Origin of the sequence: Halomonas sp. TG39a, from assembly GCF_000744395.1 — a bacterium.
Lineage (GTDB): Bacteria > Pseudomonadota > Gammaproteobacteria > Pseudomonadales > Halomonadaceae > Vreelandella > Vreelandella ventosae_B.
Window position 1 is genome coordinate 3809151 of record NZ_JQLV01000001.1, and the last position, 24062, is coordinate 3833212.

Annotated in this window: 30 protein-coding genes and 1 riboswitch; of the genes, 17 read left to right on the top strand and 13 right to left on the bottom strand. The window is 56.6% G+C overall.

From position 1 onward, the window contains the following. The first annotated feature begins 2 nt into the window (after nt 1-2). From rplR to U738_RS17190, 13 genes are all read left to right on the top strand, one after another. Nucleotides 3-353, top strand: a complete 351-nt coding sequence (gene rplR / locus U738_RS17135) for a 50S ribosomal protein L18 (protein WP_008959159.1) — start codon at nt 3-5, stop codon at nt 351-353. A gap of 11 nt (nt 354-364) precedes the next feature. After that, nucleotides 365-865 (top strand): 30S ribosomal protein S5, encoded by a 501-nt coding sequence (rpsE, locus tag U738_RS17140; RefSeq protein ID WP_009723889.1) that lies wholly within the window; start codon nt 365-367, stop codon nt 863-865. A 6-nt stretch (nt 866-871) separates the two neighbouring features. Then, nucleotides 872-1054, top strand: a complete 183-nt coding sequence (rpmD, locus tag U738_RS17145) for a 50S ribosomal protein L30 (protein ID WP_008959157.1) — start codon at nt 872-874, stop codon at nt 1052-1054. 3 nt (nt 1055-1057) lie between these two features. Next, nucleotides 1058-1492 (top strand): 50S ribosomal protein L15, encoded by a 435-nt coding sequence (gene rplO / locus U738_RS17150; protein WP_035582693.1) that lies wholly within the window; start codon nt 1058-1060, stop codon nt 1490-1492. Then, on the top strand, nt 1493-2824 hold the full coding sequence (secY, locus tag U738_RS17155; protein WP_035582695.1) for a preprotein translocase subunit SecY: 1332 nt from the start codon (nt 1493-1495) through the stop codon (nt 2822-2824). It begins immediately after the preceding gene. A 62-nt stretch (nt 2825-2886) separates the two neighbouring features. Next, nucleotides 2887-3000, top strand: a complete 114-nt coding sequence (rpmJ, locus tag U738_RS23025; protein ID WP_008959154.1) for a 50S ribosomal protein L36 — start codon at nt 2887-2889, stop codon at nt 2998-3000. A gap of 124 nt (nt 3001-3124) precedes the next feature. Further along, nucleotides 3125-3481: a 30S ribosomal protein S13 gene (gene rpsM / locus U738_RS17160; RefSeq protein WP_007111986.1), complete on the top strand. Its 357-nt coding sequence runs from the start codon at nt 3125-3127 to the stop codon at nt 3479-3481. A 39-nt stretch (nt 3482-3520) separates the two neighbouring features. Continuing rightward, entirely contained in the window at nt 3521-3907 is a 387-nt protein-coding gene (rpsK, locus tag U738_RS17165) for a 30S ribosomal protein S11 (RefSeq protein ID WP_007111985.1), read from the top strand. A 12-nt stretch (nt 3908-3919) separates the two neighbouring features. After that, the gene (gene rpsD / locus U738_RS17170; protein WP_008959152.1) at nt 3920-4540 is read left to right on the top strand and encodes a 30S ribosomal protein S4; all 621 of its coding nucleotides are present in this window, start codon (nt 3920-3922) and stop codon (nt 4538-4540) included. A gap of 98 nt (nt 4541-4638) precedes the next feature. Further along, a complete protein-coding gene (locus U738_RS17175) occupies nt 4639-5634 on the top strand; it encodes a DNA-directed RNA polymerase subunit alpha (RefSeq protein ID WP_035582698.1) in 996 nt (331 codons plus the stop codon). A gap of 39 nt (nt 5635-5673) precedes the next feature. Further along, on the top strand, nt 5674-6060 hold the full coding sequence (gene rplQ, locus U738_RS17180) for a 50S ribosomal protein L17 (protein ID WP_008959150.1): 387 nt from the start codon (nt 5674-5676) through the stop codon (nt 6058-6060). 240 nt (nt 6061-6300) lie between these two features. Next, a complete protein-coding gene (locus U738_RS17185; protein ID WP_231896768.1) occupies nt 6301-7683 on the top strand; it encodes a D-alanyl-D-alanine carboxypeptidase family protein in 1383 nt (460 codons plus the stop codon). A gap of 80 nt (nt 7684-7763) precedes the next feature. Further along, nucleotides 7764-8639, top strand: coding sequence for a DMT family transporter (locus U738_RS17190; protein ID WP_035582702.1), 876 nt, complete (start codon nt 7764-7766; stop codon nt 8637-8639). Here U738_RS17190 and U738_RS17195 read toward each other — a convergent pair. The 6 genes from U738_RS17195 to U738_RS17220 all read right to left on the bottom strand — a co-directional run bounded on the left by U738_RS17195 (nt 8636) and on the right by U738_RS17220 (nt 12933). After that, nucleotides 8636-9373 carry a DODA-type extradiol aromatic ring-opening family dioxygenase gene (locus tag U738_RS17195; RefSeq protein ID WP_035582704.1) on the bottom strand — a complete coding sequence of 246 codons (738 nt, stop codon included), beginning with the start codon at nt 9371-9373 and terminating at the stop codon, nt 8636-8638. The two genes, U738_RS17190 and U738_RS17195, sit on opposite strands and share 4 nt — an antisense overlap. A 186-nt stretch (nt 9374-9559) precedes the next feature. Beyond that, complete coding sequence (locus U738_RS17200) at nt 9560-9985, bottom strand: DoxX family protein (RefSeq protein WP_051912797.1); 426 nt, start codon at nt 9983-9985, stop codon at nt 9560-9562. 81 nt (nt 9986-10066) lie between these two features. Then, on the bottom strand, nt 10067-10984 hold the full coding sequence (locus U738_RS17205) for a LysR family transcriptional regulator (RefSeq protein WP_035582708.1): 918 nt from the start codon (nt 10982-10984) through the stop codon (nt 10067-10069). After that, nucleotides 10981-11613: a thiamine phosphate synthase gene (gene thiE, locus U738_RS17210; RefSeq protein WP_035582710.1), complete on the bottom strand. Its 633-nt coding sequence runs from the start codon at nt 11611-11613 to the stop codon at nt 10981-10983. Before thiE ends, U738_RS17205 begins: the two co-directional genes overlap by 4 nt. Continuing rightward, on the bottom strand, nt 11603-12412 hold the full coding sequence (gene thiM, locus U738_RS17215) for a hydroxyethylthiazole kinase (protein ID WP_035582712.1): 810 nt from the start codon (nt 12410-12412) through the stop codon (nt 11603-11605). The genes thiE and thiM overlap by 11 nt, the downstream gene beginning before the upstream one ends. A gap of 23 nt (nt 12413-12435) precedes the next feature. Then, a riboswitch (TPP riboswitch) is annotated at nt 12436-12534 on the bottom strand. 54 nt (nt 12535-12588) lie between these two features. Continuing rightward, nucleotides 12589-12933 carry a hypothetical protein gene (locus U738_RS17220; RefSeq protein WP_035582714.1) on the bottom strand — a complete coding sequence of 115 codons (345 nt, stop codon included), beginning with the start codon at nt 12931-12933 and terminating at the stop codon, nt 12589-12591. A gap of 236 nt (nt 12934-13169) precedes the next feature. On the opposite strand from U738_RS17220, the gene gloA reads away from it, so the two are divergent. Together gloA and U738_RS17230 are read left to right on the top strand one after the other, a co-directional pair. Beyond that, the gene (gene gloA / locus U738_RS17225; RefSeq protein WP_035582717.1) at nt 13170-13706 is read left to right on the top strand and encodes a lactoylglutathione lyase; all 537 of its coding nucleotides are present in this window, start codon (nt 13170-13172) and stop codon (nt 13704-13706) included. A 9-nt stretch (nt 13707-13715) separates the two neighbouring features. Then, the gene (locus U738_RS17230; RefSeq protein ID WP_035582719.1) at nt 13716-14084 is read left to right on the top strand and encodes a DUF6164 family protein; all 369 of its coding nucleotides are present in this window, start codon (nt 13716-13718) and stop codon (nt 14082-14084) included. Here U738_RS17230 and U738_RS17235 read toward each other — a convergent pair. Together U738_RS17235 and ampC are read right to left on the bottom strand one after the other, a co-directional pair. Then, nucleotides 14081-14746 (bottom strand): cupin domain-containing protein, encoded by a 666-nt coding sequence (locus tag U738_RS17235; RefSeq protein WP_035582721.1) that lies wholly within the window; start codon nt 14744-14746, stop codon nt 14081-14083. The genes U738_RS17230 and U738_RS17235 overlap by 4 nt on opposite strands. A gap of 103 nt (nt 14747-14849) precedes the next feature. After that, nucleotides 14850-16016, bottom strand: a complete 1167-nt coding sequence (gene ampC, locus U738_RS17240) for a class C beta-lactamase (RefSeq protein WP_442905705.1) — start codon at nt 16014-16016, stop codon at nt 14850-14852. Nucleotides 16017-16177: 161 nt separating this feature from the next. On the opposite strand from ampC, the gene U738_RS17245 reads away from it, so the two are divergent. Continuing rightward, entirely contained in the window at nt 16178-17050 is an 873-nt protein-coding gene (locus tag U738_RS17245) for a LysR family transcriptional regulator (RefSeq protein WP_269449311.1), read from the top strand. Between the two features lie 24 nt (nt 17051-17074). Here U738_RS17245 and U738_RS17250 read toward each other — a convergent pair whose 3' ends face one another. From U738_RS17250 to U738_RS17265, 5 genes are all read right to left on the bottom strand, one after another. Beyond that, a complete protein-coding gene (locus U738_RS17250; RefSeq protein WP_035582727.1) occupies nt 17075-18148 on the bottom strand; it encodes a metal ABC transporter solute-binding protein, Zn/Mn family in 1074 nt (357 codons plus the stop codon). Between the two features lie 35 nt (nt 18149-18183). Beyond that, complete coding sequence (locus U738_RS17255; protein WP_035582730.1) at nt 18184-19074, bottom strand: metal ABC transporter permease; 891 nt, start codon at nt 19072-19074, stop codon at nt 18184-18186. Then, nucleotides 19058-19795 (bottom strand): metal ABC transporter ATP-binding protein, encoded by a 738-nt coding sequence (locus tag U738_RS17260; protein WP_035582732.1) that lies wholly within the window; start codon nt 19793-19795, stop codon nt 19058-19060. The genes U738_RS17255 and U738_RS17260 overlap by 17 nt, the downstream gene beginning before the upstream one ends. Then, a complete protein-coding gene (locus tag U738_RS23490; protein WP_166650368.1) occupies nt 19792-19941 on the bottom strand; it encodes a hypothetical protein in 150 nt (49 codons plus the stop codon). The genes U738_RS17260 and U738_RS23490 overlap by 4 nt, the downstream gene beginning before the upstream one ends. Nucleotides 19942-20096: 155 nt before the next feature. After that, nucleotides 20097-20768: a hypothetical protein gene (locus U738_RS17265; protein WP_035582734.1), complete on the bottom strand. Its 672-nt coding sequence runs from the start codon at nt 20766-20768 to the stop codon at nt 20097-20099. A gap of 160 nt (nt 20769-20928) precedes the next feature. On the opposite strand from U738_RS17265, the gene U738_RS17270 reads away from it, so the two are divergent. Then, on the top strand, nt 20929-23607 hold the full coding sequence (locus U738_RS17270) for a CRISPR-associated helicase/endonuclease Cas3 (protein WP_035582736.1): 2679 nt from the start codon (nt 20929-20931) through the stop codon (nt 23605-23607). The last annotated feature ends 455 nt before the right edge of the window (nt 23608-24062 follow it).

Genomic DNA, 24062 nt, shown 5'->3' on the forward strand with positions numbered 1-24062 from the left:
TTATGAACGCGAAGAAAGAATCTCGTCTCCGTCGTGCCCGCCGCGCTCGCGCAAAGATCCGCGAGCTGGGCGTGTATCGCCTGTGCGTCAACCGTACCCCGCGTCACATCTATGCGCAGATTATCTCGCCGGATGGTGGCAAAGTGCTAGCCAGTGCTTCTACGCTGGACAAAGCACTGCGCGAGGGTGCGACCGGCAACTCAGATGCGGCCTCTAAAGTAGGTGCTCTGATTGCTGAACGCGCTAAAGAAGCAGGCATCACCCAGGTGGCCTTCGACCGTGCTGGCTTTAAGTATCACGGCCGCGTCAAGGCGCTGGCCGACGCCGCACGTGAAGGCGGCCTGGAATTCTAAAGGGTTTTACGATGGCGAAGAACGAACAGCAAAGCGGTGATCTGCAAGAGAAGTTAGTGCAGGTCAACCGCGTCGCCAAGGTGGTCAAGGGTGGTCGTATTTTCGGCTTCACCGCACTGACCGTCGTTGGTGATGGTAAAGGTCGTGTCGGTTTCGGACGTGGCAAGGCGCGTGAAGTGCCTGTCGCAATCCAGAAAGCGATGGATCAAGCTCGTCGCAACATGGTCAAGGTGAACCTTGCTGGCCATACGCTGCAGTACCCCATTAAAGCCCGTCACGGTGCTTCCAAGGTGTACATGCAGCCGGCTTCAGAAGGTACCGGTATTATCGCCGGTGGCGCCATGCGCTCTGTACTAGAGCTCGCCGGTGTCCACGATGTACTGGCCAAGTGCTACGGTTCCACCAACCCGGTTAACGTGGTGCGAGCGACTGTTAAAGGTCTCTCTTCCATGCAAGCACCGGAAGACATTGCCGCCAAGCGCGGTCTGTCTGTCGAAGCGATCACGGGGTAAGACACCATGGCAGCAACGATCAAGGTTACCCAGATCCGCAGCACCATCGGCATCATGCCCAAGCACAAGGCTACTATGAAAGGCTTGGGCCTGCGTCGCATCGGTCATACGGTTGAACTGGAAGACACCCCCGCCGTACGCGGCATGATCCACAAGGTAACTTACCTTGTGCGCGTTGAGGGAGAGTAATCCATGAAGCTTAATACCCTAAGCCCGGCTCCGGGCTCCAAACACGCTGCAAAGCGCGTTGGTCGTGGCATCGGTTCCGGTCTTGGTAAGACCGGTGGCCGTGGTCACAAAGGTCAGAAAGCACGTAGTGGTGGCAGTGTTAAGCCCGGTTTCGAAGGCGGTCAGATGCCTTTGCAGCGTCGTTTGCCGAAATTCGGTTTTACGTCTGCAAAATCTCTGGTCTCTGAAGAAGTACGCCTGGCTGAGCTGGCCAAGGTTGCCGGTGGTGAAGTTACCCTGGCGTCTTTGAAAGAAGCCAACGTGCTGAAGGACTCTACGCTACACGCGAAGATCATCCTTTCTGGCGAACTGAAAACAGCAGTTACCGTTCGCGGAATCAAGGTCACCAAAGGTGCCCGTGAAGCGATCGAAGCTGCTGGCGGCAAGGTAGAGGACTAAATGGCCAAGTCAGGAAACATGCCGGCGATGGGCAGCGGTCTGAGTGAACTGTGGGCGCGTTTGCGCTTCGTGCTCCTCGCCATCGTGGTGTACCGTATTGGTGCCCACATTCCCGTTCCCGGTATCAATCCTGACCAGCTTGCTGCCTTGTTTAGGGAGCAACAGGGCACCATCCTGGGCATGTTTAACATGTTCTCGGGTGGCGCCCTGGAGCGCATGAGCGTTCTCGCCCTGGGTATCATGCCCTATATATCGGCGTCGATTATCATGCAGCTCATGACTGCGGTCTCCCCTCATCTTGAGCAGCTCAAGAAAGAGGGTGAGGCTGGCCGCCGCAAGATTAGTCAGTACACCCGCTACGGCACGGTGATACTGGCGTTTGTCCAGGCTACCGGCATGTCCGTCGGTCTGGCTAGCCAAGGCATCGCGTACACTGCTGACTTCAGCTTCTATTTCACCGCCGTGATTACGTTTGTGTCGGGTGCGGTGTTTATGATGTGGCTAGGTGAGCAGATTACCGAGAAGGGGATCGGCAACGGTATTTCGCTGCTGATTTTCGCCGGTATTGTCGCTGGACTGCCCAGTGCCGTGGGCCAAGCCTTCGAGCTTGCCCGTAATGAAGGGGCCTGGAATGTTCTGCCGCTGTTAGCGCTGTCAGTGTTAGGTATTGCGACTGTCGCCTTTGTGGTCTTCATTGAGCGCGGCCAACGCCGCCTCAAGGTTAACTACCCAAGGCGACAAGTGGGCAATAAGATGTATGCAGGGCAAAGTAGCTACCTGCCTTTGAAGGTTAATATGGCCGGCGTTATTCCGGCGATTTTCGCCTCCAGTATCCTACTCTTCCCGGCCTCTATTGGTCAGTGGGTAGGTGCCGGTGAAGGTATGGAGTGGTTGCAGCGTGCATCTCAGGCATTAGGTCCAGGTCAACCGCTTTACATCTTGCTTTTCGCGGCGGCAGTGGTATTCTTCTGCTTCTTTTACACAGCGCTGGTCTTCAACCCCAAGGATGTGGCTGACAATCTTAAAAAGTCAGGCGCTTTCCTGCCGGGCATTCGCCCCGGCGAGCAGACCGCTCGCTATATCGACAAGGTCATGACACGTCTGACCCTGTTCGGTGCCTTGTATATCACTGCGGTTTCCTTGATGCCCCAGTTCTTGATTGTGGCGTGGAACGTGCCGTTTTTCTTCGGCGGTACCTCGTTGTTAATCGTAGTCGTGGTCATCATGGACTTCATGGCCCAGGTGCAGTCGCATCTCATGTCGCATCAGTATGACTCAGTGATGAAGAAGTCCAACCTGAAAGGCTACGGTAGCGGCGGTATCATGCGCTGAGGCGCCGTCCACCCTATTAAGTTAGAAGGGCGCGCCGCGAGCCGGTTTTTGGAGAAAGATCGATGAAAGTTCGAGCTTCCGTAAAGAAAATGTGCCGTAACTGTAAGATCATTCGTCGCAATGGCGCTGTCCGCGTCATCTGCAGCGAACCACGGCACAAACAGCGCCAGGGCTAATACCCCTGGGTTGTATTAAGCGGGTGCCAGCATACCCCTTGCCTTAGGGCACTAAAAGGGGTATGCTGTTGCGCCTTTTGTAGATGAATAAACGAGCAAGCCGCTCAAATTTCGGAGTAAGCTGATGGCCCGTATTGCAGGCGTCAATATCCCGGACAACAAGCATGCGGCGATCTCGCTGACCTATATCTTCGGGATTGGCCGTACCCGTGCTGAGCACATCTGTGCAGCAGCCGGTATTGCCATGAATGCCAAGATCCAGGACCTGTCTTCTGAAGAAGTCGACACCCTGCGTTCTGAAGTTGGCAAGTACACCGTAGAAGGCGACCTTCGTCGTGATGTTACGCTTAACATTAAGCGTCTCATGGACTTAGGCTGCTACCGTGGTCTGCGTCATCGTCGTAGTCTTCCGCTGCGTGGTCAGCGGACTAAGACTAACGCGCGCACCCGTAAGGGCCCGCGTAAGCCGATCCGCAAATAACACGCACGTTCTGGCGTAAAGACAGGAATAGACATCAACATGGCTAACCCGCGTAGTAACCGTAAAAAGGTTAAAAAGCAGGTAGTGGATGCGATTGCACATATCCATGCCTCTTTTAACAACACGATCGTGACGATCACAGACCGCCAGGGCAATGCTCTTTCTTGGGCAACTGCCGGTGGTTCGGGTTTTCGTGGTTCTCGCAAGAGCACCCCGTTCGCTGCTCAAGTGGCAAGCGAACGTGCAGCAACTGCTGCAGCCGAGTATGGTGTGAAAAACGTAGACGTACTGGTTAAAGGCCCAGGTCCCGGTCGTGAATCCGCCGTGCGCGCACTGAATGCCGCCGGCTTCCGCGTGCAAAGCATCGTAGACGCGACGCCCATTCCCCATAATGGCTGCCGTCCGCCGAAGAAACGCCGCGTTTAAGGAGACAGATTCATGGCTCGTTATATTGGACCGAAGTGCAAACTGTCTCGTCGTGAAGGCACCGATCTCTTTTTGAAGAGTGGTGTGACTCCCTTCGAGAAAAAGTGTAAATCCGAGCAGATTCCGGGTGTACACGGCCAGCGTCGTCAACGTCTTTCAGACTACGGCTTGCAGCTTCGTGAGAAGCAAAAAGTACGTCGCATGTACGGCGTACTCGAAAAACAGTTCCGTAACTACTACAAAGAAGCCGCTCGCCTGAAAGGCGCGACCGGTGAAGTATTGTTGCAGTTGCTAGAATCCCGACTGGATAACGTCGTCTACCGCATGGGCTTCGGCTCGACTCGCTCTGAAGCGCGTCAGCTGGTCAGCCACAAAGCGATTTCCGTGAACGGCCGCACCGTTAACGTAGCTTCTTATCAAGTGAAGCCGGGTGACGTTGTTTCCATTCGCGAAAAGGCGAAAAACCAAGCACGTATTCAAAGCGCGTTGTCCATTGCGGCAAACCGTGGCGATATCGCTTGGATCGAAATCGACGCCAAGAAGATGGAAGGCACTTTCAAGGCTCTGCCTGAACGCGGTGACCTGTCTGCCGACATCAACGAAAACCTGATCGTCGAGCTGTACTCCAAGTAAGCAGTTTTCTGTTTCTTGTCGATCTGGTGCCGGTTTAACGCCCGCACCAGGTCGTACCGAGTATCAAGTATCCGTTTGGCAGCCTGAAAGGTGTTCATATGCAGCGTTCAGTGACAGAGTTTCTCCGTCCTCGCGACATCAAGGTCGAAGAAATCAGCGCACATCACGCCAGAATCGTGCTCGAACCGTTCGAGCGTGGCTTTGGTCACACCCTGGGGAATGCACTTCGTCGCATTCTGCTTTCATCTATGCCCGGCTGTGCCGTGGTAGAAGCTGAAATTGCCGGCGTCGAGCATGAATACAGTGCGCTCGAAGGGGTGCAGGAAGATGTCATTGAAATCCTCCTGAACTTGAAAGATGTTGCGATCAAGATGCACAGCCGCGATGAGGCGGTGCTCACGCTGAACAAGCAGGGCCCAGCCGTCGTCACCGCTGGCGACATTGCGCTTGATCATAGCGTCGAAATCGTCAACCCGGATCACATCATTGCGCACGTCAATGAAGGTGCCGAGCTGAAAATTCAGCTTAAGGTAGCGCTGGGTCGTGGCTACGAGCCGGCTGACGCGCGTGGCTCTGATGAAGAGACGCGTGCCATTGGCCGCCTGCAGCTGGATGCCACCTTCAGCCCTGTCCGCCGTGTTTCCTACTCGGTTGAAGCCGCTCGTGTCGAGCAGCGCACCGATCTCGATAAGCTAATTATCGATCTGGAAACCGACGGTACCCTGGATCCGGAAGAGGCTATCCGTCGCAGTGCGACCATCCTGCAAGAGCAGCTGGCCGCCTTCGTCGACCTGGAAGCTGATAAAGAACAGGAAGTCGAAGAGGAAGAGGATCATGTTGATCCAATTCTATTGCGCCCCGTAGACGATCTTGAGTTGACCGTTCGCAGCGCGAACTGCCTAAAAGCCGAGAATATTTACTACATCGGTGATCTGATTCAGCGCACAGAAGTTGAGCTGTTGAAGACACCGAATCTCGGTAAAAAGTCTTTGAATGAAATTAAAGACGTATTGGCGGCTCGCGGCTTGTCCCTTGGCATGCGGTTGGAAAATTGGCCACCGGCAAGCCTGAAGGACGACAAAGCCTCCGCGTGAGCGTCGACTTGAGTCCCAGTTTGGTAAGGAATTACAACCATGCGTCATCGTAAGAGTGGTCGTCATCTGAATCGCACCAGCTCGCATCGTCAGGCCATGTTCAAGAACATGTCTGTCTCGCTGGTCGAACATGAAGTCATTAAGACAACCCTGCCCAAAGCCAAGGAGCTGCGTCGCGTTATCGAGCCGCTGATCACCTTGTCTAAGCAGGATAGCGTTGCAAACCGTCGTTTGGCGTTTGCCCGCACGCGCTCTAAAGAAGCCGTCGGCAAACTGTTCAACGAACTAGGTCCGCGTTATGCCGAGCGTCCGGGCGGTTACGTCCGTATCCTTAAGTGCGGCTTCCGCACCGGCGACAACGCGCCTATGGCGTTCGTTGAGTTAGTTGACCGTCCGGTTGTTGAAGAAGCAGCGGCAGAAGAGTAATCCTCTGCGCTAGGCCTCTTTGGTAGCGAATGAAAACCGACCCCCAGTGGGTCGGTTTTTTTATATGCGCATTTATCTTCTCTTTTCTAAGCTTAACTGTGTATATACTCTACTTATCATCATAACTATTCAGCGTTGGCCTGTGGTGAGCCGATAGGAAGCCTTGCGTTGCACCCAGAGTGTGGCATGGTAGTTAAGTCGTTGATCGTCTAGCGCATTGATAACAAGCAAGGGGTAGGTATGTATGCAAGGTTAAACAGCGCTGCGGCAGGAGCGGCCACGATATTGAGTATGCTAGTGCTGCTTGTACTGGCGATGACGACCAGCGCGCATGCCGACAATCCACGCTATGCGGGTATTGTGGTCGATTTGGATAATGGCGAAGTGCTCTACGCCGAGAATATTGACGATCAGCGCTACCCTGCGTCGCTTACTAAGATGATGACGCTCTATCTGACGTTTGAAGCGTTAGAAGAGGGGGCGCTACGTTTAGATCAGCCCCTGCCTGTTTCCCCTTATGCGGCCGCCAAGCCTGCCGTCAAACTGTGGTTGGCTGCAGGCAGCTCTATCCCGGTGGATACTGCTATTCGTGCGCTCGCGGTTCGTTCTGCCAATGATGTTGCTGCCGTGGTCGCCGAAGCGCTGGGTGGCAGTGAAGCGCACTTTGCGCAAATGATGACCACCAAGGCGCGCGAGTTGGGCATGCACGCCACCACCTTTCGCAATGCCTCCGGCTTGCCGGATGAGGGTCAAATTACCACCGCACGGGATATGCTAACGCTCTCGGTCAGAGTGATGCAGGACTTCCCCCAGTACTACCACTATTTTGGTCTGCAGGAGTTCACCTACCGTGGGACCCGGCATACCAGTCATAATCGGTTGGTGCGCGATTATCCGGGGGCCGATGGCTTAAAAACCGGCTTTATTCGCGCCTCTGGGTTTAACGTAGCGACCACCGCGATGCGCGGTGATCGGCGGTTGGTGGGTGTTGTGATGGGTGGTTTTTCCTCCCAGTCCCGGGATACCCATATGGCCAACCTGCTAGATCGCAGCTTTCTGCGTGCCTCGCTGCGCGACCAGCAAAACTGGATGGGCGACACTGATTTCTCGCGCGAATTTATGGCCTTCGCGCCACCTGCTCAGCCTGTTGCGCCACAGCAGCCTGCGCCACGCCAACCCTTACTTGCCGTTGTCGAAACCACCACCTTGTCACCATCAGCGAACGCGGCGCCTACCGCGCCTGCTGTAGACCTTGAAGAGCAGCTTGCAGGTATTGCCGCCATTCAGCGTCCCGCTGCCGAAAACGAGGCCTCACAGCCCGACCCACTGCAGGCCTTTATTGAGCGCGAGCGGCAGCTAGCTTCTGCCAACCAAACTGGCGGTGCCTGGGGTGTGCAGGTAGGTGCCTTCAGTCAAGAAGCCCAAGCGCGGCAGTTGGCCCAACAGGCGGCACAGCGCCTCGCCCAGAACTTAGGTGGGCGTGTCGCCGTGGACACCGTAGAGGGCCAGAACCCGGTTTATCGCGCCCGGCTAATGGCGCTAGATGAACAGCGTGCCCGCCAAGCATGTCGAGAGCTACACTCTCAGGGTATGGACTGCATGGTGGTTAACGCTAGCCTGTAAGGCGGTGTGCGGCAATAACCCCGCCAATGCAAGTTGGCGGGGTTTTTTGCTTTTAGCGGCTAACAAAAAAGGAGACTGTGGTGACAACGTCACTCAAAGGCATACTCTGCATGTGTCTGGGCGTTCTGTTTTTAGCCCTAGGCGACGCCGTTTCCAAATGGTTAGGCGAAGTGCATTCCCCGCTGCAGATTATTTTCTTCCGTGCGTTAGTCTCGCTACCGATGATTGCGCTGCTGGCCCATTTTGCCGGTGGCTTGCGTAAGCTGCGGACTAAACGGCCGGGCGTGCATTTTTTACGCGGGTTAATTTATACCGCCACCATGGTCTGTTTCGTATGGGGCTTAACGCTGCTACCCCTGGCGGAAGCCACGGCAATCGCTTTTGTGGCACCGCTGTTCGTAACGCTACTTTCGGTGCCCTTGTTGGGTGAGCGAATTGATCCGCCGGTACTCATCGCATCGTTAGTGGGGTTTGCGGGGGTACTGATTGTGGTTCGCCCCAACGGCGATGCCTTTCAGGTGGGCGCATTAGTGCTTGTGGCCGCCGCGCTATTTTATGCGCTGATGATGATTACCGCGCGCCGCTACGGCGCCCGCGAGCACTTATGGGCAATGCTGTTTTACATGACCTTTGTGCCATTAATCGTCACTGGATTAACGCTGCCGTGGGTGTGGCAAACGCCGTTACCGTGGCACTGGGTGGGGTTTTTCGCGTCTGGTGTGCTTGGTGTCGCGGCCACTGCTTTTATCACCCTGGCTTTTCGGTTTGCGCCTGCGGCTATCGCCGCGCCGTTTGATTACACCGCCATGCTGTGGGCGGTGCTGTTGGGCTGGTGGTTCTGGGGCGAAATGCCGGATCTCTGGGTCTGGGTAGGCAGCGCCTTGATCATGGGCAGCGGATTAGCGGTGGCGTATCACGACCGTAGAACCACACTTAAGCGCCGTCCCACCGCTTAAGCGAACTGATAAACGTCCATGGCAAGCACGCCGTGCTCCACGCTGTGGTGCAGCTGGCTAGCTTCTCCTCCTGCCCCCATTGCCACTAACAGCGGCAGGAAGTGCTCTGGGGTCGGGTGGTTCTCCCGGGCATTTGGCGCGTGCTCCCAGTTAAGTAGAGCCTCACGCTCATTGGCGATAAGGCGTTCGCTGACCCAATTGGCAAACGTATCTACCCAGGCGGGCATGGGGCTATCCTGGGGCATGAGTTCATGCAGGTTATGGGTCAGGCTGCCCGAGCCGATAATGAGCATGCCTTCTCCCCGCAGTGCCGACAGGCGCTCGCCCAGCGCGACCAGCTCTTGATTGCTCCAGCGCACCGGTAGCGACAGGGATACAACCGGCACCTTGGCGTCAGGAAACATCAGCGAAAGGGGCACCCAGGCGCCGTGATCAAAACCGCGCTCTACCCGTTCGGCGTCCAGTAACTCGGCTAGCCGTTCCGCCAGTTCAGGCTCGCCGGGGGCGGGATACTGGCACTCGAACAGCGCCTGTGGAAAGCCGCCAAAATCGTGTATGGTCTCTGGCTTGGCGCTGGTACTGACCTTGAGCGACAGGCTCTCCCAGTGTGCCGACACCACGATCACCGCCTTGGGTGAAAGCCGTTTGCCCAGTTCGCGTAGAAAGGCGTGAGCCGGGGTTTTATTAAGCGCCAGCATGGGCGAGCCATGGGAAATAAACAGGCTAGGTAACATGGGTGAGTCTCCTCAGCAGCATTGCCAGCGCTGGCGGTGAGGCAAGCGCTGGCGATAGGATTGGGTGTTAGGTGTTAGGTGTTAGGTGTTAGGTGTTAGGTGTTAGGTGTTAGGTGTTAGGTGTTAGGTGTTAGGTGTTAGGTGTTAGGTGTTAGGTGTTAGGTGTTAGGTGTTAGGTGTTAGGTGTTAGGCGAAGCGGCGGCTTAACACCCAGGGGCCGCTGCCCAGGCCCGCTTGCACGATTAACGCCAGCGCCCAGAACACCGGGAATTCCCAACCGCCGCCGGCATTTGAAAACATCCAGCCGTTGCCAAGATGCACCCAGGCAGCGCCAAGCAGCACTGGCACCAGCGCCAGGCTCACCCAGCGGGTATATACGCCAAGCAGCAGGGCGATGCCGCCGCCGACTTCGGCAGCAATGGTCAAGTAGGCCAGAAATCCAGGTAAACCCAGTGATTCAAAATAGCCGACGGTGCCCGGCAGGGTAAACACAAACACCTTGAGCAAACCGTGAGCGAGGGCCATTACCCCCAAGGCAATACGCAGTAGCGAGATAGCATGGGGCTGTAAAGAGGGCTGTAGAGAAGGAGTGGCGTGAGTAAGGGTTGTCATAGAAGTAGCTTCCATCGAGTGGTTGATGGCGCTACTTTACCGCCGGATCATATCGAGATAATCAGCATATTTTGCACATCACTATTGCGTAATTGGCGACAATCCGATGTTCTGCTCCCAAACCGGTGGATCGCCCCACGCCTCGGTGAGCAGGTCGATAAAGCGCTCCACCTTGGCAGGCAGGTAGCGCCGGGCGGGGTAGAGCGCGTGAACATCGAGCCGCACCGTTGGCTCATGGGTCAAAATGGGCACTAAACGCCCGCTGGCGATACTCTCCGTGACCAGAAAGCTGGGCTGCTGAGCGATGCCTAAGCCCGCTTCTGCGGCGTGGGTGAGTACATCGCCGTTATTGCTTTCCAGCGGGCCACTGACCGTCAATGACTGTGTGGCAATCTGCCAGTCAGCGCTGTGCTGGCCGCTGCGATAGCGTAGGCAGTGGTGGTCGGCAAGGGCCTTAACGCTGCGGGGTTCACCGTGGATGGCAAGGTATTCAGGTGATGCGCAAAACAGCAGGCGGCAACGGGTTAGGCGGCGTGCCACTAAACTTGAATCAGGCAAGCTGCCGATACGAATGGCGACATCATACCCCTCTTCCAACAGATCAACGCGGCGGTCGTTCAGATCCAATCGCACTTCAAGCGCTGGATGGGTCTGCATAAATTGGGCAACGAGAGGCGCCAGGTAGCGAGTGCCAAAACTCATTGGCCCATTCACGCGTAGCCGTCCACGCACATCGCTGGTGCCTTGGCCTACTTCGGCGGCGGCTTCATCGAGCGCTTGCAGCACCCCTTGGGCGCGGGCTAAATAGCGCTCCCCGGCTTCCGTGAGATGCAGCCGTCGCGTAGTGCGCTGTATCAGTCGCGCACCCAGTGTCTCTTCCAGCGCCATGACCTGGCGGGATACGCGGGTGCGCGAAATATCCAGCGCTTCGGCAGCCCGGGTATAGCTACCCAGCTCGGCTACCCGCACAAAAGCGACGATGTGCTCTAACTGGTTCATGACGCCGAAACAGCTTGGAAAACCTGAAATGTCCGTGCCGCCTGGTAGGGGTCGGGTTGGCCACAAATGGCCGAGATCACCGCTAGGCCGTTCGCTCCCGCGCGCTGCACGCTAATCGCATGGTTGGCTTTCAGCCCGCCAATGGCCACGCTGGGCAGCGGGCACGCCTTGACCAACGACGCCAGGCCGCCAAAGCCGATGGGCTGGGCATGATCCTGCTTACTCACGGTAGCAAACACCGGGCCAATACCCACATAATCGAGTAACTCCACCGGTGCAGCTTCTAGCTGGGCGAGGGTGTTGATCGACAGGCCAATAATCGCCTGCTCACCTAACAACCGACGCGCCTCTTGAACGGCAGCGTCGCTCTGGCCAACATGCAGGCCATCCGCTTGGCTTTCCAGCGCCACCTGTAAACGGTCATTAATGATCAGCGGCACACCGGTACCCGCCAGCACCGCTTTAAGCCGTTTGGCTTGGGCTATCATCTGTTCATCGCTGGCGTGCTTATCACGCAGCTGCACGATGGTGACGCCGCCTCGTACCGCTGCCTCAACCGTCTGCTCCAAGCCAATGGCGTCGCACAGCGCAGCGTCGGTGACTAAATAAAGCGATAGATCAAACGGCATGGATAGCCTCCAACTGGGCATGGGTGGTGAGGTCGTCAGGGGTGAGTTGATAGAGCGCATCCAACAGTGCGACCTGGAAGCTTCCAGGCCCCTGGGCGCTGCTGCCCGCCCGCTCACCAGCGACGGCAAAGCAGGCCAGCGCGGCTGCCGTTGCGCCCAGTAGGGCATCGCGATTGGCAGCCACAAATCCCGCCACTAGTGCGCTCAGCCCACAGCCCAGCGTTGTTACACGGGGCATCAACGGGTGACCACCGTTAATACGGTAGTGTTGCGCACCGTCCGTTACCCAATCACTTTCGCCGGTCATCGCGACAATACAGCCGTGTTTTTGCGCTAATGCTACCGCTGCATCTACGGCTTGGTCGGTGGCGGCGGTAGCATCCACGCCGCGCCCTTGGCTGGCTAAACCGTTAAGGGTAAGAATTTCTGACGCGTTGCCACGAATCACGCTGGGTTTAGCGGCGAGCAGTTTCGCGCACAGCGTTTGGCGATAGCGCGTGGCGCCAACGGCGACGGGATCCAATACCCAAGGAATTGCGTGTTGATCGGCAGTCGCTGTGGCGGTCAGCATCGCATCGGCCCAGTGGGAGGAGATCGTGCCAATATTGATCGAAAGCCCCGCGGAAATAGCCGTAAACTCGGCGACTTCTTCAGGCGCATGCAGCATGGCGGGCGACGCGCCGGTGGCGAGCAGCAGGTTGGCAGTGCTGTTCATGGCCACATAGTTGGTTATGCAGTGAACCAGAGGTGTCACTGCGCGCAGCGTCTCTAGGTAATCGCCAAGCGGGCGTAGGGTCATAGCATCCTCCCGGCAGGGAGGTGGTAAGCGTTACCACGACTCCCTACGCCGGTGTTATCCGGTTCAGGTTCAAAGGGTGCTTCTCAGCCCGCCGGTAACGGAGGGCGCCCCTGTCGAATGATTACTATCCTTGCCTGGAGTAGCCCTGTAAAGCCCCGAATGCGGACGATGGCCCTCTAGCGAAACGAAATACGTGTACCGTAGGTGAGCATTTCGTCAGGCGTTATGGCTTTCCCCTCTACCCCGATCATCTCGTCGCCGCACTGGTCAGCGAAGGTCAGTACGCCGTGGGTCAGGCCCAGTTGACCTAGGGTGTCGCGTATCTCGCCCGTGCCCAAAAAAGTGCTGACATGGCCCTTGTTGTCGCTCAGGTCAGACACGCCGTTGGCGTGATGAAAACGCACTTTGTAGATGCCATCCATGGATTCAACCTCCACAATCGGCGAAAAGCCGTTGTGCAAGGCATTAGAAAGTTGCTTTAGCGTCAACTGGTCACCCAGCGTCATATCAATCGAACTCATGGAAAACTCCTGGACGGCGCCGTCAATGTGAAGCGTCGCTCATGTGGCAGGAACTGCTTTTTGTAAAGCTTATGAATAATAAGTGTAGGGGTTTTGTTTATGATTGCCAGTACGCTTATGGATAGCGTAATACGACGCTGCCTATGTACTTGTAAGGGCTGGTATTATGACCCTAAAGACCCCATGGTAAGCGGTATGTAAGGTGCAATGATCGACATCAACGACAGGAGGGCGAAATGAGTTTTCAAGGCGAGCAGCACCCCGGCGTCGTCGCCACCCCACCCCAAACCCAAGGGTTTCGCTTAAACCACACCATGCTGCGGGTGAAAGACCCTGAGCGCGCGTTGGCATTCTACTCAAACGTGTTTGGCATGCAGGTAATGCGGCGGCTGGATTTTGAAGAGATGCAGTTCTCGCTGTATTTCCTGGCTAGCTTGGAGCCCAGCGACAGCGTGCCGGAAGATGCGCAAGCGCGTACCGCCTGGACCTTCAGCCAGAAAGGGCTGCTGGAGCTGACCCACAATTGGGGCACCGAAGACAAGGATGACTTTGCCTACCACGATGGTAACGCCGAACCCCAAGGCTTCGGGCATATCTGCTTTAACGTGCCGGATTTAGCGGCGGCTCAAGCGTGGTTTGACCAGCATGATGTCACCTTTGTGAAACGCGCCGATCAGGGCAAGATGAAAGATGTTATCTTCGTTAAAGACCCGGACGGCTACTGGATCGAAGTGATTCAGGCAGACCTGATGGTGGGGAAGAGCGACTCTTGAGGCACGCCAATGGCTGAACTACTGTTCCGGCTGCGCCACGTTACCGACGAAGAAGCCATGGAGGTGCGTGACCTGCTGGCCGCCCATGGCTTTGATACCTACGAAACCCAGGCGGGGTTTTTCCGCCTGGGGGTCGATGCTATTTGGCTGCGCAACCCGCATCAGCACGACGCAGCCATCGCGGCGTTAGAGGCCTATCAGGCGGAGCGCCTGGAGCGTGTCCAACGGGAACATCAGGCGGTGGTTGAGCGGGGCGAGCAGATGACGCTATGGAAACGCCTAGCAGCCCACCCCCTGCAGGTAGTGCTGGTGCTATTAGCGGTGACGCTGATTGTCGCCCTCACGCTTTTGCCGTTCCTGGGGCTGTCGCGGGCCTAAGCTGCTGGCAGGTGGCCGCGCTTGAGGTACATCATCACACCATCATCACCGGCGGTTAATGCCGGTGCCGCACCGCTGGGGTAGCGGCACCAGGTGCCCGCCGTGTAGCTTTGCTCTCCATCGCTCAGCGTGCCTTCCAGAACCAAAAACTCCAGACCGCCCAGCAGCGTGGGGTAGGCAATGGAAGTGCCCGCCGACCAGCGTTCCAGGCTGGTACGTTCCTGCTTGTAAGTGTGCAGCATTTTGTAGGCGATGCGCGGGCGCCGGTCTGGCTGCCAGGGCAACCGGTGGGCAGGTACCGCCAGTTGGAGCGTGTCGTTGGGGTCAAACTGGTGCAGTTTGACAAAAATCAGCGCGCCTTCCTCGCCAATGTTTGGCGTATGGCCGGTGCCGATGGGGTTTCTGAGGTAGCTGCCCGCCGCGTAGCGCCCATGTTCATCGGCGAACACGCCTTCCAGTACCAGAATCTCTTCGCCACCGCCGTGGGTGTGCCGCTCAAACTGGGTGTTAGGGGCATAGCGAACAAGGCTGGTGGCGCGGGCAACTTCATCGCCAATGCGGTCAAACATCATGCGCTCTACCCCCGCACTGGGGGAGGCAACCCACTGATACTCTTCCGGGGTAACACAGGCAAAGTGGCTAAAATCGGCGTTTAAACGCATGGGAAAGGGCTCTTCGCAGTGAAGGTTAGTAACGGGGAGGGGTGATAGTCTCCTTATCGACAGCGAAAATTGCAACAAAAAAGCCGCCCGAAGGCGGCGCCGGTTATGGGGTTTCAGTTAATGCGGTCAGGATATGGTGGGCAGCTTCGATACGCGCCTGGTTGGGGTAGTTGCGGTTGGCCAGTAGTACAATGCCGATTTGTTCGCTGGGCACAAAGGCCACATAGCCGCCAAAACCGTTGGTGGCGCCGGTTTTGTTGTAGAACGCCTCCTGCCTGGGGGCGAGCGGCGGGGTTAAGCGGTTGGCGGCGTTGGGCTCCAAAATCATCTCAAGGGAGTTGCCCGCCAGTAACTGCTCAAGCGTCACCGGGTAGGCGTAGCTTTCCCAGCCCAGCCCTTGGGTCATATCGCCGAACTCAAAGTAGCCTGTGCGCGTGGCTGCCAAGGCTTGGCGGAGTGGCTCGTCGTCGAGCCCTGGCGCCTCCATGTGCGCCTCCACAAACGTCAACACGTCGGCGGCTGTGGATTTCAAACCGTAAGCTTGGGCATCCATCATGCCTGGGTTGACCCGAATGGGCTTATCCTCTTTTGAGTAACCGTAGGCGTAGTGATCCTGCTGCGATTCCGGTACCTGGTAATAGCTATGCTCAAGCCCCAACGGGGCGAACAGCGCTTCTTCCATCAGCATCTCGAACGGTTGACCAAGGCGTTGGGCAGTTAAATAGCCCATCAGGCCTATGCTCGGGTTGGAGTAGAGCCGATGGCTGCCGGGGGGAGATTCAGGCTGCCACTGGCGATAGTAGTCGAGCATTTGCTCTTCGTTTTGTACCGCATCGGGGAACTGCAGCGGAAGCTCACCTGCCGTATAGGTGCCCAGTTCCAGCAGCGTGATCTCATCGAAGGCACTGCCTTCAAGGGCGGGCAGGTACTGGCTGGCCGGGTCGGAAAGCGAAAGCACACCGCTGGACTGGGCATAGCCCGTTAACGCCGCCGTGAAGATCTTGCTGATCGAGCCAAGTTCGAACAGTGTCTCATCGGTGACCGGAGTACCCGCTTCTTGGTCGGCTTCTCCATAATTAAAGTAATGCTGTTGGCCACCGATACTCACAGCGACCGCCATGCCTGGAATACGGTGCTCCGCCATCAAAGGCGCAATAGTGTCGTTTACCAGCGCCTCGATGTCTGCGTTTTCAGTCGCATCAGATGCCCAGGCAAAGCTGCCGATGAGAAGAGAACCCGTCATGATAAGCCCGGAGTTTGCTGCTAACATCTTACCCATACCAGTATCCTGTTGTGATTAGCATTGAGTGAAAGCTGGGTGGTCTCACCCGCCGTAAAGAGCGTGACAGTGGTTAATTTACGGCGTGCTGTGTAGATTAACAAACAGCGATATTTTGCCCGAGCCATTAGAAAAATTTGGGGGTCAAGGTGGTGCGTCCCTACCTACCGTTAAAAGCACTGCGCGCCTTTGAAGCGTCGGCCAGGCATTTAAGCTTTACCCGAGCATCTGAAGAGCTTTACGTCACCCAGGCCGCGGTTAGCCATCAGGTGAAGCTGCTCGAAACGCAGTTGAAGGTGCCGCTGTTCAAGCGCTTGCCTAGAGGGCTAATGCTGACTCAGGAGGGTGAGCTGCTGCTGCCGGTATTGAAGAGTTCATTTGATCAGATCTCCCACACACTGGAACGGGTGGGCGAGAGCAGCTACCGGGAAGTGTTAAATGTTGGAGTGGTCGGGACCTTCGCTGTCGGCTGGCTGCTGCCAAGGCTGGCAGATTTTAAGGACCAATACCCGTTTGTCGATTTGCGCCTTTCCACCCATAACAACCGGGCGGATATTGCGGGTGAAGGGCTCGATTTTGCTATCCGCTTTGGCACCGGGGCCTGGCACGCTACCGCGGCGCAGCCGCTGCTACCGGCGTCACTTTCGGTCATGTGCACGCCGACCATTGCTGCCCGGCTTAACACGCCAGCCGATCTATTAGGCGAGACCTGGCTGCGCTCTTACCGTGCCGATGAGTGGACAGAGTGGCTATTAGCGGCGGGGCTGCCGCGCAGCTTTGCGATGACTAACAGCATTGTGTTCGACTCTTCCATCGCCATGGTGGAAGCCGCGATACAAGGGGCAGGCGTGGCGCTGGCGCCACCGCTGATGTTCCCCCGTCAACTGAACAGCGGCGCGCTGGTACAGCCTTTCGACACCGCTGTCAGCCTGGGAGGGTACTGGTTGACTCGCCTGCAGACACGCCCGGAAACCCGCGCTATGGCCTCTTTCCGGGAGTGGCTACTCACCGCGATTAACGCCTGAGCAGCGCTTGGTTATCCGGCCCGCTTAGTGGCTATGCTCGTCATGGTCATGGTCATCGTGCTCGTGACTGTGTTCATGATCGTCATGACCGATCTCTTCATGGCCATGCTCTTCATGATTGCCAGGCTGGGCCAACGCATCGTGCAGCACCTGGGCATTGTGGCGCATCATCCCCAGGTAGGTGCTGGCTTCGCCTTCTGTTGCCAGCGCATCCGCGTAGAGCGTGCCCGCAATCGGCAGGCCGGTCTCTTCGGCGAGCTGGGTGATGATCGACTGATTGGTCATGTTCTCATGGAACAGCGCCTTCACGTTCTCCTGCTCAATCACATCCACTAGCGCCGCCATGCTGGCGCCACTGGGGTCAGCTTCCGTAGAAAGTCCCACCGGCGAGAGGAAGGTCACGCCATAAGCGCTTGAGAAGTAGCCAAAGGAGTCGTGGCCGGTAATGATGCTGGTGGAGGACGGGATCTCGTCAATCAGCGCACGGATCTCGGCGTCTACTTCAGCCATTTCGTGTAGATATTGCTCCGCATTGGCGCGGTATTCGTCCGCGTTGTCGGCATCTGCAGCGATTAAGCCATCGCGGATATTGGCAATATACACCTCGGCTTGGTGCATATCCTGCCAGGCGTGGGGATCTTGATTGCCATGTTCGTGACCCGCATGCTCATCGGCATGGTCGTCCTGGCCATGCTTTTCATGACCGTGTTCTTCATGACCGTGCTCTTCATGCTCAGCGAAAGAGTGTGGCTCGATACCATCTGTCGCGGTGACCAAGCCACCAGAGTAGTCGCTGGCGCTAATCAAACGCTCCATCCAGCCCTCAAACAGCAGGCCGTTGAAGACCACCAAGTCAGCGTTCGCCAGGGAGCGGGCATCGCCGGGGCTGGGGGAGTAAACGTGGGCATCGCCATCAGCAGCGACCAGGGAGGTCACGTCAACGTGGTCGCCGCCTACGTTTTCCACCATATCCGCCAGGATAGAGAAACTGGTCACCACCTGAACGCGCTCATTAGCCATGGCCGCAGGCAGCGCCAGCATAGCGGACACCCCCACTAACCAACGCGACGACCGATGTGATAAATAGGCAAGCGACATACAACACTCCTTACGATAAGCATGAAGACTGATAATTAAGCCCCTTGCTCCACTTCAAGCGGCGTGGTTTTACGCCGTAGCTTGGCGGCCAAGCTGTGGTAGCGACCAAACAGGGCCGAAAAAAGATAACCGAACCCGGCCAGCAAAATAATGCTTGGGCCCGAAGGTATATCCAGGTGAAACGAAAGCAGCAGGCCGCCGGTGCTCGCCACCATCGCCAGCACAATGGCGATGCCGATTAAGCCCTCTAAGCGTTTGCTCCAAAAGCGCGCTGAGGTGGCGGGAAGCATCATCAGCCCCACCGCCATCAGCGTACCCAGGGTTTGAAAACCAGCGGTTAGGTTCAGCACCAGCAGCCCTAAAAACACGCTGTGTACCCAACCGCTGCGGCGGCTCTGTCCACGCAAAAACAGCGGATCCAAGCACTCCACTACCAAGGCACGAAATACCACCGCCAGGGTGACGACAATCAGCGTACTGATACCCGCAATCAGCAGCAGCGCGGTCGAGTTGATCGCCAAGATCGAGCCAAACAGCACGTGGGTAAGATCAACGCTGCTACCGCCCAGCGAAATCAGCATCACACCGGCAGCCAGCGAGATAATAAAAAAGCTCGCCATGGCGGCATCTTCCCGCTGGCCGCCCATTTTCGAGACCGCCCCCGCCAGCAGCGCCACCATCAAGCCAAACAGCACCCCGCCAATGCTCATAATCGGCAGCGAAAACCCTGCCAGCAGGAAGCCCAGCGCCACACCGGGCAAAATGGCGTGGGCCATAGCGTCGCCAATCAGGCTCATCCCGCGCAGCACCAAAAATACCCCTAGCGGTGGGGCAGCCAGGGAAAGTGCCAAACCACCTACCACCGCACGGCGCATAAAGCCGTAGTCGAAGGGGCTGACAAACCAGGCGTTAAGCAGATCCAGCATGGTGTCCTCCCAGCAGGGTAAGTGGCACTACCTGGGCAGGCGCATGTTGATGATTAAGCGCACTGGGCGCGACCCAGCGGCCATGGCCGCCGTTTAGCATCAGCACTTCATCGGCCAGGCGGCGCAGGTGATCCATATCGTGCAGCACGACAATGATCGTCGCGCCATCGTCCGCCATCTGGCGCAGGATGCGGATCAAAATATCCACGGTTTCGCTATCCACATTGGCAAACGGCTCATCGAGCAGTAACAGCTCGGCTTCCTGCATCAGCGTGCGGCCAATTAAAGCGCGCTGGCGCTGGCCGCCGGAAAGCTCGCCCAGTGGGCGGTGGGCCAGGTGGGAAATACCCAGCCGCGCCATAATCTCGCGGCCCTTGCGGTAGTGCGCTGCGCAGTAGCCGGTTAACGCACCGTGGCTAGGCCAACTGCCGGTCATCACCAGCTCTTCCACGCTCATCGGGAAGGTCAGGTCTAACGCCAGCTGCTGGGGTAGCCACGCCCGGCGCTCTTTCGCGACGGTGCACACCACTTCGCCGCTAATAGGCCGAAGTTCACCCATAATGGCCTGAATCAGCGTGCTTTTACCGGCGCCGTTAGCACCGATCAGCGCGGTAATGGCCCCCGGCTTAAAGTCACCCTCAAGGTGCTCCAGCACCGTGCGGCGCGCCTGGGCCAGGTGCAGATTGTGCAGCTGCAAGCGTGATAAAGAGCGCTGACTCATCCTAACCACCCGCCAGCCCAAACCACCAACCCCCAAAGCGCCAACAGCGGCACGGCAACAAACAGCAGCCGTTTAACAGCCGATAGCGACATCAAGGAGAAATGGCAGGGGCCCTCCTTGTTATGGCGGTGCGTATGCTCACTCATCAAGCGGCCTCGTATAAAGACGAATAGGTTATAACATAACGTTTGGCAAAGCCAAAAAATTGCTGTGTATTTTACGCGTTCACGCCGCACTGGCAAAGATAAAGCGCTGGCGGAAAATCGCGCCAGCGCTTTAGAGGAGTAACAAGCAGAGAGAATCAGTAGCGCCAGGTAGCACCCAGCTGCTGTGGCCCCACGTTGAACGCATATTCACCGGGGATGGTAATCGGCCCTAGCGAGAGGTTAGCGGGCTGGAAGCGATTAATCGCCGAAGACGCCTGATTGGGCTGCGACCAAATTTGCAGCTCGTTAACCAGCATGCCGGTGGCAAAGTTGATAGCGCCGTCACTTTCCCGGCCATCGGCGGCAATCACCGCACCCGCCACGCCATTGACCACCAACGAGCTCACCCGGGCACCCCAGCCGCGCCGTTCGCGTTCGGCTTGGGCGAGCTGCAAGCCCAGCGCCTGCACACCGCTTAAATCGCCGCTGGCTTTCAAACGCTCATACTCGGCCAATGCCGCCGGGTGTGGCTGGCGATCCGTCAGCATACCGGCCACGGCCAGGGCTGATTTCACCACGCCCACCCGGGCATCAAAGCGGTCATCCGGATCGCTTGCCTCACTCGATTGGTACGCATTCACCGCCAGGCTGGTGCCATAAATGCCTGTCCAGCCCCACTGCCAAACGTTGGCGTGGCTGGCGCCGTTCTCAAATACCTCATCGTACTCACTCCACTGCCCATCTGTTTGTGCCTGGGCTTGTAGAGAGACAGGCATAACGACCACCAGGGTGGTCACCAACGCGGCGAGAAGACGAAAAGCATGCATGAAGAGGTGCCTATATAGGGGAGCAGTAGCGCTAAGCGTAGCACGCAAATCAAATCAGACGAGGGTGGATTCAGGGTTGGCGAAGTATGACTAAGGTCAATGGCGTGGTGGGGTGAAGAATGGTTAGATGGGGTATTGGTAAAACGGTGGAGGGGAGGCGGTGATTTACTATCACTACTGGGGAAAAGCGCAAGCTAAGGGGCAGAGTGTAGAGTGTCATCTATTGCCGTATCACAACCTAGATGTTGCTGCGGTGGGCTGGTTGCTGCTTTCGCCGGATAGACCGCTGACACAACGTCTGGCAGCGCAACTGAGTCTTGAACCTGAAGCGCTACGTCAGCTATTGGTTTTTTGGTTGGGTCTGCATGATATTGGTAAATTCTCCCGCACTTTTCAGGGGCTTTTTCAATCTTCGTCCGCGCATCTTGTTCCTCCCATTTCGCAATATATTTATAAAGTGAAGCATGACTGCTTGGGAGAAGTGTTGTGGCAAGCTAAGTCTGACGACTGGTTTATGGATGGTACATTAAAATGGCAGCATCCCTTTGGTCGCAATGAACGAAGAGCTTTGCGTGAATCTCAAGTGTTCTCTGTGCTATCCGCTCCGTTTTTTGGCCATCACGGGAAACCCGTAGCGGCAGGAAAGCATAGATTAGATGAGTTTTTTGGTAGTGACGAACACGCTGATGATGTAGAGGCAGCGCGGCAGTTTATTGCCGATTGGGCTCACATCGCTCCGCCAGCGTGGCCAATTGAGCAGCTGTCTTCTGAACAGTGGGTGTATGCCCTGCAGACGCTAAGCTGGTCAATCGCAGGCTGGGCAACCTTAAGCGACTGGCTAGGCTCTAACCAAGATCACTTTCCCTACTGTCAAAAGAGAATGCCGCTTGCCGATTATTGGCAAATTGCATTACACAATGCTGAGAAAGCATTGGAAGAAACAGGGTTTAACAAGGTTTCCCAGCCGTTGCTTTACGCTGGCATGTCATATTGGTTTGGCACGCAATCCATCACACCAACGCCCTTGCAGCAGGCTGCCGAGACAGTAGAACTCACGGATGGGCCGCAGCTGTTTATCTTGGAAGACGTCACCGGGTCAGGAAAAACCGAGGCCGCCTGTATTTTGACTCAGCGCCTATTAGCGGCAGGCCTCGGCGATGGCCTCTATTTTGCACTGCCTACCATGGCGACTTCTAACGCCATGTATTCACGGCTGGGAAATTTGCATCGCCGATTTTATACCGCTGACTCCTCCCCCTCTTTTGTCCTTGCCCACGGTGCGCGGGATTTAAACGACGATTTTATCGCCGCCGTTGCCGCGCCTCAGCCTGCTGATTTGGATTACATCGCTAGCGAGCTGTCTGCCACCAGTCGTTGCAATCAATGGCTAGCGGATTCGCGTAAAAAGGCGCTACTGGCGGAGGTGGGCGTAGGCACCATCGACCAAGCCTTAATGGCCATTTTACCGTTTCGCCACCAGTCGCTGCGTTTGTATGGGCTGGCGCGCAAGGTATTGGTGATTGACGAAGTTCACGCCTACGACAATTACATGCAAACACTACTCAGCCAACTACTGGCCTACCATGCCCGCCAGGGCGGTAGCGCTATTTTGCTGACTGCCACGCTCCCCCGTGCCATGCGCAGTGCCTTAATGGCTGCTTGGCAATCAGGGCTTGGGCAGCCAGCAACGAAACCACAAAAAGATGACTTTCCGTTACTGACCCATGTGAGCGAAGGGCAACCATTGGAGCTGCCGCTAGGATCGCGCAAAGAGGTGTCCAGAAGCGTTGAAGTCGCTTGGCTAACCGAAGAGGAGCAGACGATAGAAGCGGTGATAGAAGCAGTGGAGGCAGGTGAGTGTATCGCTTGGGTGCGCAATACTGTTGATGACGCTATTCGCGCATTCGAAGCTATCGCTGCCCGCCACCCTGATCCTGAACGCTGCCTGCTGTTCCACAGCCGCTTTGCCATGGTGGATAGGCAACGCATTGAGTCCCAGGTCATTGAGCGTTTAGGCAAAGACTCAACGCCTGAAATACGTAAGGGTCAAGTGTTGATCAGTACCCAGGTATTTCAGGAGTCTCTCGACTGCGATGTCGATGTGATGATCAGCGATATTGCACCCATTGATCTGCTTATCCAGCGTGCAGGCCGCTTACAGCGCCACCAGCGTGGGGAGCGCTGTAAGCCACGCCTGCTGGTACTAGCGCCGCCATGGGCGGATGATCCCGATGAACATTGGCTCAAGCGCACGCTGCCAGGCACCCAGGCGGTTTATCGCGACACATCGTTAAGCTGGTTAACCCAGCGAATGCTGCGTCGTTTGGGAGCAATCCGTATGCCCGAAGAGGCGAGAGATCTTATTGAAGGCGTTTACGGCCAAGGCATAGACGATATTCCCGATACATTGCAACAAGGCCGCATTGAGCAAAGCAGCATACAGAGAGCGTCTGGTTCACTCGCCACTTATAACGCACTCGATCTTGCTGAAGGTTACACAAAAAGTGATCAGTGGCAGGAAGAGCAAGAGATAGGAACACGGCTGATGGATGAGCCCACGGTTAATGTCGTGCTGCTGTTACTCACCGGTGATAACGAGCTGGCGCTATGGGCGAGAGGGAGTAGCCATGCCGATATGCTCAGCCAAGTGAAGCTTCGCCAAAGCCAAGCCTCCAAGTTAGCACCGCTGCCGGGCCGATATGAAGGCCAGTGGGTAGCCATTCAAGAGCGTTATAAAGCATTGAAATATAGCCAACCCTGGCTTGCCAGTGATGATCCTGATTGCAGCTACGATGCCGAATGGGGGGTTAGGCTTGGCAATAAGGAGCAGGCGCCTTGAGGCGTTCAGTGCTTTTTGGTTAAAGGCACAGGCTCCTTTAATTCTTCTAAGTAATCCCCGCAGGTGCGGGGAACGTGCTTCGACTCTGGACAGAACCGGTTGATCTCCGCTGGCGCAGAGAATGAGCATCTTATATCAAAGTTGACAGTTTCCGCATGGGGAGAACATACTGCTCAAGCATTCAGAGTTTCAATCCATCGAATCTGGATAGAACCTTATTTTTATGAATGCATAGAGCGGCGACATATCACCGAACCATGCATTGTTACTCGCACCAACAAGTTACGGTTTTCGGTGCTGCTACGCAAGCAGGTGTCGCTTAATTCGGACTTAACTCCTTCGAAGGGAGACAGAAATGATTTTTCGACGCTACCGGAAGACAAAAAGCGGAAAAGTTCTAGATGCTCATGACTACGGATATCAAGCATGGCCAATTACCCCTCGGCCAGCACGAA

Bases quoted from the DNA above. Each gene is read 5' to 3' on its own strand.
- rplR (WP_008959159.1), top strand. From the start codon at position 3: ATGAACGCGAAGAAAGAATCTCGTCTCCGTCGTGCCCGCCGCGCTCGC.
- rpsE (WP_009723889.1), top strand. From the start codon at position 365: ATGGCGAAGAACGAACAGCAAAGCGGTGATCTGCAAGAGAAGTTAGTG.
- rpmD (WP_008959157.1), top strand. From the start codon at position 872: ATGGCAGCAACGATCAAGGTTACCCAGATCCGCAGCACCATCGGCATC.
- rplO (WP_035582693.1), top strand. From the start codon at position 1,058: ATGAAGCTTAATACCCTAAGCCCGGCTCCGGGCTCCAAACACGCTGCA.
- secY (WP_035582695.1), top strand. From the start codon at position 1,493: ATGGCCAAGTCAGGAAACATGCCGGCGATGGGCAGCGGTCTGAGTGAA.
- rpmJ (WP_008959154.1), top strand. From the start codon at position 2,887: ATGAAAGTTCGAGCTTCCGTAAAGAAAATGTGCCGTAACTGTAAGATC.
- rpsM (WP_007111986.1), top strand. From the start codon at position 3,125: ATGGCCCGTATTGCAGGCGTCAATATCCCGGACAACAAGCATGCGGCG.
- rpsK (WP_007111985.1), top strand. From the start codon at position 3,521: ATGGCTAACCCGCGTAGTAACCGTAAAAAGGTTAAAAAGCAGGTAGTG.
- rpsD (WP_008959152.1), top strand. From the start codon at position 3,920: ATGGCTCGTTATATTGGACCGAAGTGCAAACTGTCTCGTCGTGAAGGC.
- U738_RS17175 (WP_035582698.1), top strand. From the start codon at position 4,639: ATGCAGCGTTCAGTGACAGAGTTTCTCCGTCCTCGCGACATCAAGGTC.
- rplQ (WP_008959150.1), top strand. From the start codon at position 5,674: ATGCGTCATCGTAAGAGTGGTCGTCATCTGAATCGCACCAGCTCGCAT.
- U738_RS17185 (WP_231896768.1), top strand. From the start codon at position 6,301: ATGTATGCAAGGTTAAACAGCGCTGCGGCAGGAGCGGCCACGATATTG.
- U738_RS17195 (WP_035582704.1), bottom strand. From the start codon at position 9,373: ATGTTACCTAGCCTGTTTATTTCCCATGGCTCGCCCATGCTGGCGCTT.
- U738_RS17200 (WP_051912797.1), bottom strand. From the start codon at position 9,985: ATGACAACCCTTACTCACGCCACTCCTTCTCTACAGCCCTCTTTACAG.
- U738_RS17205 (WP_035582708.1), bottom strand. From the start codon at position 10,984: ATGAACCAGTTAGAGCACATCGTCGCTTTTGTGCGGGTAGCCGAGCTG.
- thiE (WP_035582710.1), bottom strand. From the start codon at position 11,613: ATGCCGTTTGATCTATCGCTTTATTTAGTCACCGACGCTGCGCTGTGC.
- thiM (WP_035582712.1), bottom strand. From the start codon at position 12,412: ATGACCCTACGCCCGCTTGGCGATTACCTAGAGACGCTGCGCGCAGTG.
- U738_RS17220 (WP_035582714.1), bottom strand. From the start codon at position 12,933: ATGAGTTCGATTGATATGACGCTGGGTGACCAGTTGACGCTAAAGCAA.
- gloA (WP_035582717.1), top strand. From the start codon at position 13,170: ATGAGTTTTCAAGGCGAGCAGCACCCCGGCGTCGTCGCCACCCCACCC.
- U738_RS17230 (WP_035582719.1), top strand. From the start codon at position 13,716: ATGGCTGAACTACTGTTCCGGCTGCGCCACGTTACCGACGAAGAAGCC.
- U738_RS17235 (WP_035582721.1), bottom strand. From the start codon at position 14,746: ATGCGTTTAAACGCCGATTTTAGCCACTTTGCCTGTGTTACCCCGGAA.
- ampC (WP_442905705.1), bottom strand. From the start codon at position 16,016: ATGTTAGCAGCAAACTCCGGGCTTATCATGACGGGTTCTCTTCTCATC.
- U738_RS17250 (WP_035582727.1), bottom strand. From the start codon at position 18,148: ATGTCGCTTGCCTATTTATCACATCGGTCGTCGCGTTGGTTAGTGGGG.
- U738_RS17255 (WP_035582730.1), bottom strand. From the start codon at position 19,074: ATGCTGGATCTGCTTAACGCCTGGTTTGTCAGCCCCTTCGACTACGGC.
- U738_RS17260 (WP_035582732.1), bottom strand. From the start codon at position 19,795: ATGAGTCAGCGCTCTTTATCACGCTTGCAGCTGCACAATCTGCACCTG.
- U738_RS23490 (WP_166650368.1), bottom strand. From the start codon at position 19,941: ATGAGTGAGCATACGCACCGCCATAACAAGGAGGGCCCCTGCCATTTC.
- U738_RS17265 (WP_035582734.1), bottom strand. From the start codon at position 20,768: ATGCATGCTTTTCGTCTTCTCGCCGCGTTGGTGACCACCCTGGTGGTC.